Origin of the sequence: Streptomyces torulosus (assembly GCF_001419765.1) — a bacterium.
Taxonomy (GTDB): Bacteria; Actinomycetota; Actinomycetes; order Streptomycetales; family Streptomycetaceae; genus Streptomyces; species Streptomyces torulosus.
This window is the reverse complement of record NZ_LIRK01000934.1, coordinates 1-6,552: the sequence shown is the minus strand read 5'-3', so window position 1 is coordinate 6,552 and position 6,552 is coordinate 1. Positions and strand designations below refer to the sequence as shown.

Sequence of the window (6,552 nt, the reverse complement as noted above, 5' to 3'; positions counted from 1 at the left end):
AACAGGACCACGAGGCGGCGCCCACGGCTGACCCTGCGGCTCCCGCTGCTGCTGCGCCGCCTCGTGGTCCTGTTCCGGCTGGTCCATGGGTGTTCGTCCTTCTGCCCCGTCGGTGTGACTCGTACCGCACCGTATCCCTCTGCCTTCGGTGAAACATTCCCCGGGGGTCACCGCATCAAAGGAGTGACAGGCCGACGAGCCCGGCAGGGGGAAGCCAGAGATGAGATCAGTCCGCGCGGACGAGTACCAGGAGTTCGCGGCGGCGCGCGCGGGGCATCTGTACCGGTCCGCGTGTCTGCTCACCGGCGGGGACACACACCTCGCCGAGGACCTCGTGCAGGAGACCTTCGGGCGGTTGTACGTGAAGTGGGGGCGGGTACGGCGGGCCGACAACCCCGCCGGGTACGCGCAGACCGTGCTGACCAGGGTGTTCCTCGCCCATCAGCGGCGGCGCAGTAGCAGGGAGCGGGCCACCGATGTGATTCCGGACGTGCCCGCCGCGCCCGGTTCCGACTCCTCGCTGCGGCTCACGCTCGTGGAGGCGCTCGCCCAACTGCCCGCCAAGGACCGGGCCGTGGTGGTCCTGCGGTACTGGGAGGACCGGTCCATCGAGGAGACCGCCGCGGCGATGAACGCCAGCTCGGCGGCGGTACGGACGCGCTGCGTCCGCGCCCTCGCCCGGCTGCGTCTCCTCCTCGGGGACGGCATCGGTGAGTACGTCACTCCCTGAGGCCCCGAGCCGCACCACTCCCAGGTCCACCACGCCCCACTTCAGCCCCAGAGACTGCCCCACTCGAGCCACAGAAACGGCGGTGCGCCATGCCCGTAGACCAGCGTCAGCAGCACGACGACCCCTTCGAGGGCCGGATCGGTGACGCCCTGCGCCGAGCGGGGGACTCCTTCGTCGCCGACGGGCACGCCCTCGTCGGCGGTGGCGCCACACGCGGTCGGCGGCTGCTGTTCCGGCGGCGGGCCGCGGTACTCGGCGGGGTGGCGGGGATCGCGCTCGTCGGCGTGGGCGGCGCGCTGCTGCTGCCGGGCGGCGGGGGCGGCCCCGACGGCACGGTGTCCGTGGCCGCCTCGGACGCGCCGCGGGACGACGACGGGAAGGTGTCCGGCGCCGATCTCGTCCGTACGCTCAAGCGGCTGATGCCGGAAGGGGAGTTCAGCGACGCGCAGGGTCGCGGCACGGGCACGAAGGAGGGGCCGTACGCGCGGGTCGTGTACGACGACGGCAAGGGCGCGGCGGCCGTACAGGTCGGGCTCTCGCGGATCGATCCGCGCAGCGACGAGGCCCTTCACGCGACACAGTGCCCGGACACCAACCAGGGCAACTACGACGCCTGCCGCTCGAACAAGCTGGAGGACGGCTCGACGCTCATGGTCCACCAGGGGTACACGTTCGCGGGCCGGCGCGAGAACGCGAGGCTCTGGCTCGCCAATGTGGTCACCCCGCAGGGCTACTTCGTGACCGTCTCGGAGTGGAACGCGCCCGTCGAGAAGGGCGCCCCGGTCACCCGGAAGGCACCGCCCCTGCCCTGGTCCGAGCTGGCGGAGATCGCGACGCACCCGTACTGGATCAAGGCCATCGAGGCCATGCCCGACGACCGGGCCGAGCACTCGCCGAGCAAGGACCCCTCCCCCGGGTCCGCCGAACCGCCGCTGGTCGGCGGTGACGCGATCCGGGCGACGCTGGTCGGGCTCGTGCCGAAGGACCTCGAGGTCGTCCTCGACGGCGCCGAGCGCACCGACTTCGCGTATGTCGTCCTCGACGACGGCGAGGGGCGCAGCCTGGTGCAGGCCAACGTGCAACTGGGCGGGCCGACCTCGCTGTTCGGGCCCGACGCCGAGACCCTGCCCGACGGGACGAAGGTCGTCACCCGGCAGGGGCCCGGCGAGAAGGGCGGCAAGGACGTGGTGGTGTGGACGGTGGACACGCTGCGGCCCGACGGCACCCGTGTGACGGTCAGTGCCTTCAACTCCGGTGCCCAGCACACCGCCGCGACCCGCGACACCCCCGCTCTCACCATGGCCCAGCTGAAGGCCGTCGCCACCAGCGACGAGTGGGCCGGGATCGGCTGATCACCGGCCGGCGACCGCGCGCGGCAGGGGCTGGGGCGGGGGCGGGGGCACAGGGAGGACACGGCCTCGCCCCGCCCCGCCCCACGCCGCTGCGCCGCGGTCAGAAGAAGTCCGCCCAGTTCTGGTCCCAGATCTGCTTCACGCACAGCACCAGGAACAGCAGGCCCGCGATCACCAGCATCGCGTTGCTGACCATCCCGTTGCGCCATTCGCGTGGTGTGCGGGAGGAGTTGAGGAGCCAGACGAGGGTGGCGGCGAGGAAGGGCAGGAAGGCCGCGCCGAGGACGCCGTAGAGGATGATCAGGCGGAACGGCTGGCCCTGGAAGAGCAGGACGATGGGCGGGAAGGTCAGCCAGAGCAGGTACGCGCGGAACGGCCAGGACCGTTCGCGCTCACCGGAGGCGACCTCCTCGCCCTTCACCGCGCCCTTCTTCTGATAGCGGGCGACGAAGTCGGCGAACATCAGGCTCACACCGTGCCAGACGCCGATGAGGGAGGTGTACGAGGTGGCGAAGAAGCCGATCAGGAAGAACTTGGCGGTGGCCGGGCCGTACTCGTCCTCCAGGATGCCGCCGAGCTGGATGAGGCCCTTGTCGCCGCTCGCGATGGCGACGTTCGCGGAGTGCAGCAGTTCGGCGCCGACGAAGAGCATCGCGATGACGAAGATGCCGGTGGTGGCGTACGCGACCCGGTTGTCGAGGCGCATGATCTTCATCCAGCCGGCGTCGGTCCATCCCTTGGCGTTGACCCAGTAGCCGTATGCGGCCAGCGTGATGGTGCCGCCGACGCCGCCGATGAGGCCGAGGGTGTTGAGGATGGAGTCCTTCTCGTCGGGCAGGACGGGGAGGAGGCCCGCGAACGCCTCGGGGAGGTTCGGGGTGACCCGGATCGCCAGATAGACCGTCACCACGAACATGACGCCCACGAGGACCGTCATGACCTTCTCGAAGACGGCGTACTTGTTGAACCAGACGAAGACCAGACCGGACAGGCCGCACAGGATGGCCCACCATTCGAGGTCCATGACGTCCGGGAACAGCGCCTGCAGGGGCAGGGCGCTGGACGACATGGCGGCCGCGCCGTACGCGAAGCCCCAGATCACCACGTAGACGACGAAGAACCAGGTCGTCCAGCGGCCGAGGCTCGCCCAGCCGTCGAAGAGGGTGCGGCCGGTGGCCAGGTGCCAGCGGCCGGCGGCCTCGGCGAGGGAGATCTTGACGAGGCAGCCGATGACGGCCGCCCACAGCAGGGTGTAGCCGAAGTTGCTGCCGGCGATCAGGGTCGCCACGAGGTCGCCGGCGCCGACGCCGGTCGCGGCGACGACGATGCCGGGGCCGATGTACTTCCAACTGGACTTGCGCGGGGCCGAAGTCGCTCCCCCGGTAGCTGTGTTGTCCGTGGTGTCAGCCATGCGGATCAAGAAAGCGTAAAGCCGGGGCGGGCACAAGAGGGCGTGCGGTGAAGGAAAACGGGGGTGTTGCCGGAGTCGCGGAGGCGGTGGGCGGGGGCCGTGACGTGGAACGGGCCCCGGCGGCTGGACCAGCCGCCGGGGCCCGGGCTGTGGTTCCGGGGCGGCTGACGAGGCCGCTGCCCGGAACTCCGCGGGCTACACCGGCTGTCGCCGACCACAGCCGGCGGACCCGCACGTGCCGAGCTCGAACCACACGGTCTTGCCCGGCCCGTCCTGGTGGCAGCCCCAGCGCCCGGCGAGCGCCTCCACCAGGAACATCCCTCTGCCGCTCTCCGATATTTCCGTGACACGTCGCACCCGGGGCGGGCGCCCGTCGGTGTCCGACACCTCGCAGCGCAGGACGCCGTGCGCCGCGGTCAGCGTCAGCTTCAGACGGCTCTCCGCGTGCACCAGGGCGTTGGTGACGAGTTCGCTCACCAGCAGCTCCGCGACATCGGTCTGGTCGAGCAGTCCCCATCCCTCCAACTGCCTGCGGACCTCCGCACGGGCCTCGGCCGCGGCGGTCGGACGGGGGTCGTACTCGACACTCAGATGACCCGCGCCCATGGAGGGTTGGAAGTACGAGGCGAAGTGGGGGCCGGAATCCGGAAGGAGGCCCCCCGAGAGTTGCAGCATGCTTCCAGGGTTGCCCCACCGGGGGTGCGGCACACGGGGAGGATTACCCGTTTCCCTGTGTGCATATACCTGTTTCACGCCCCAGTACGTCCGTAATTGCCGCTGTACAAGGCTGATGGGCATGTACGAACCCATACGTGGGTAACGTTCAGGACCGCTCCGCGGCGAAGCCCTGGGTGGTGGCCCAGGCGGCGATCTGGCTGCGGTTGTGGAAGCCGAGCTTGCCGAGGATCCGCTCGACATGGCCCTCCGCGGTACGGCGGGCGATGACCAGGCGGTCCGCGATCTGCTGGTTGGCGAGCCCCTCGGCGACGAGCAGGGCAACCTCGGTCTCCCGGGCGGTGAGCGGCACCGGGGTCTCGGGCACGGTCTGCGGGGGTTCCTGCTGGAGCGCGTACGACACCAGCTCGTCGAGGCCCAGGGTGCCGCCGCGCCGGTACGCCCGCTCGAACGGGCCCCGGCCGAGGGACCGGCGCAGGTGGGCCTCGCTGTCCCGGCAGGGGGCGCGCTCGCCGTCCCGGCGGCCCGAACTCGGCGTGCCCGGCCAGGGGTTGGCGGCCCGAAGGCGGTCCGTGCCGCCGAGGAGGACGGCGGCGCGTTCGCGGGCGCCGAGGGCGGTGGTGATGTCGATCAGCAGGTCGAGGCAGAGGGCGACACCGACCACGTCATGGAGGGCGAGCCCGCGGCGCAGCGCCTCACGGGCGTGCGACTCGGCGCGGTGCCACTGCTTCCGTGCGGTGTACGCGTGCGCCAGGGCCCGTAGCGCGGAGGACCGCACCCAGTCCTCACCGTGCCGTTCACAGCGCCGCAGGGTCTGCTCGCAGAGCACCACGGCACGGTCGGTCTGTCCCAAGGGGACGAGGGCGTGGGCGAGTTGCACCTGGTCCAGTGCGGCGAGGGCCGGCAGGTGGCCGGTGGCGGGGACCCCTGCGAGGACGGAGTCGTAGTGGGCGACGGCACGGGTGGGGTCGTCACCGGACAGCAGGGTCAGGCCGAGGACGTACTCGGCGTGGGCGGCTTCGGCGGGGGCGGACTGCGCAGCCGAGCGGCGGAGGTTGGGGTTGGGGGTGAGGCCGAGGGCCAGTTCGCGGGAGTCCGCGGCCAGTTGGCGGGCTCGGGAGGTGTCCTCGCCGACGGCGGTCAGGAGGAGGGCCGCGACCCACAGGGCGCGGGCGCGTTCGAGGGTCGGCTCGGGGTTGGCGTCCAAGGCGCGCTCCAGCCAGTGCAGGCCCTCACCCGGTGCCCCGCAGGCGTACCAGTGGAACCACAGGCTGCCCGCGAGCCGCAGCCCGGCCAGGGCCTCGCCGGGGGTGGTGAGGCTGAACTCGAGCGCCGTACGCAGGTTGTCCTGGTCGGCGCGGAGCCGCGCGGCGATCTCCCGCTGGCCCGGCCCGAACCAGGCCCGCTCGTACGCCGCCACCCGGCGCTGCGTCCAGTCGCGGTGGCGGCGCCGGGCGTCGGCCTCCGCGCCCGGGGTACGGCGCAGCAGGTCGAGGCCGTAGTGGCGGAGGCCGTCGAGGAGGCGGTAGCGGACGGTGCCGCTCCAGTGCTCCTCACGGGCCAGCACGGACTTGTCGACGAGCCCGGCGACGGCTTCGAGGACGACGTACGGGGTGCGGAGGGAGGGGGCGACATCGGTGCCGGTGCCGGTGCCGGTGCCGCTGCCGCTGCCGCTGCCGAAGTCATTGTCTGCGCCTGTGTCCGCGCTCGCGCCGCCGGTGCTGGTGTCCGTCTCGGCGTCCGCGCACACGCTTTCCGCGGTCTCCAGGTCGAAGCTGCCGGTCAGGACGGAGGCGCGGGCCCAGACGGAGCGTTCCTCGGGGGTGCAGAGGTCATGGCTCCAGTCGACGGCCGCGCGCAGCGTCCGGTGGCGGGGCTGGACTCCGGGGCCGGCGGCGGCGAGGAGGCGGTAGCGGTCGTCGAGGCGTTCCAGGAGTTGGTCGACGCCGAGGACGCGCAGCCGGACGGCGGCGAGTTCGATGGCGAGCGGGAGGCCGTCGAGACGGTGGCAGAGGCGGGCCACGGAGGCGCGGTTCGCCGGGGAGAGCGTGAAGCCCGGGACCACGGCGGCGGCACGGTCGGCGAACAGGGCGAGGGCCGGGTGCGCGGCGGGGTCGGAGAGGTCGCCGTCGGGGTCGGGCACCGGGAGGGGGCGCACCTCCAGGAGGTGTTCCTCGGTGAGCGCCAGGCGGTGACGGCTCGTGGCGAGGATCCGGACCCCGGTGGTGCCACGCAGCAGGGCGGCGACGAGGTCGGCGCAGGCGGGCAGCAGGTGTTCGCAGTTGTCGAGGACCAGGAGGAGACGGCGGTCGCGTACGTGCCGGACGATCGTGTCGAGCGGGGCGTGCGCCGGGAGCGGATCGGGCAGACCGAGCGCCTCGGCG

At 72.2% G+C, this 6,552-nt stretch carries 5 protein-coding genes; 2 read left to right on the top strand and 3 right to left on the bottom strand.

The features are described 5' to 3' along the window. The first annotated feature begins 220 nt into the window (after positions 1-220). Positions 221-730, top strand: a complete 510-nt coding sequence (locus AOK23_RS42730) for a SigE family RNA polymerase sigma factor (protein ID WP_055717756.1) — start codon at positions 221-223, stop codon at positions 728-730. An 89-nt stretch (positions 731-819) separates the two neighbouring features. After that, a complete protein-coding gene (locus AOK23_RS42725) occupies positions 820-2,082 on the top strand; it encodes a hypothetical protein (protein ID WP_055717755.1) in 1,263 nt (420 codons plus the stop codon). A gap of 100 nt (positions 2,083-2,182) precedes the next feature. Here the strand turns inward: AOK23_RS42725 and AOK23_RS42720 are convergent, their stop codons facing one another. From AOK23_RS42720 to AOK23_RS42710, 3 genes are all read right to left on the bottom strand, one after another. Beyond that, entirely contained in the window at positions 2,183-3,493 is a 1,311-nt protein-coding gene (locus tag AOK23_RS42720; protein ID WP_055717754.1) for an Nramp family divalent metal transporter, read from the bottom strand. Positions 3,494-3,688: 195 nt separating this feature from the next. After that, positions 3,689-4,099 carry an ATP-binding protein gene (locus AOK23_RS42715; RefSeq protein ID WP_055717757.1) on the bottom strand — a complete coding sequence of 137 codons (411 nt, stop codon included), beginning with the start codon at positions 4,097-4,099 and terminating at the stop codon, positions 3,689-3,691. A 217-nt stretch (positions 4,100-4,316) separates the two neighbouring features. Beyond that, positions 4,317-6,552: ATP-binding protein (locus AOK23_RS42710; RefSeq protein WP_055717753.1), on the bottom strand; the 2,236-nt coding region annotated here is incomplete at its 5' end.

Coding starts and splice junctions, on each gene's coding strand:
- AOK23_RS42730 (WP_055717756.1), top strand. CDS start 221: ATGAGATCAGTCCGCGCGGACGAGTACCAGGAGTTCGCGGCGGCGCGC.
- AOK23_RS42725 (WP_055717755.1), top strand. CDS start 820: ATGCCCGTAGACCAGCGTCAGCAGCACGACGACCCCTTCGAGGGCCGG.
- AOK23_RS42720 (WP_055717754.1), bottom strand. CDS start 3,493: ATGGCTGACACCACGGACAACACAGCTACCGGGGGAGCGACTTCGGCC.
- AOK23_RS42715 (WP_055717757.1), bottom strand. CDS start 4,099: ATGGGCGCGGGTCATCTGAGTGTCGAGTACGACCCCCGTCCGACCGCC.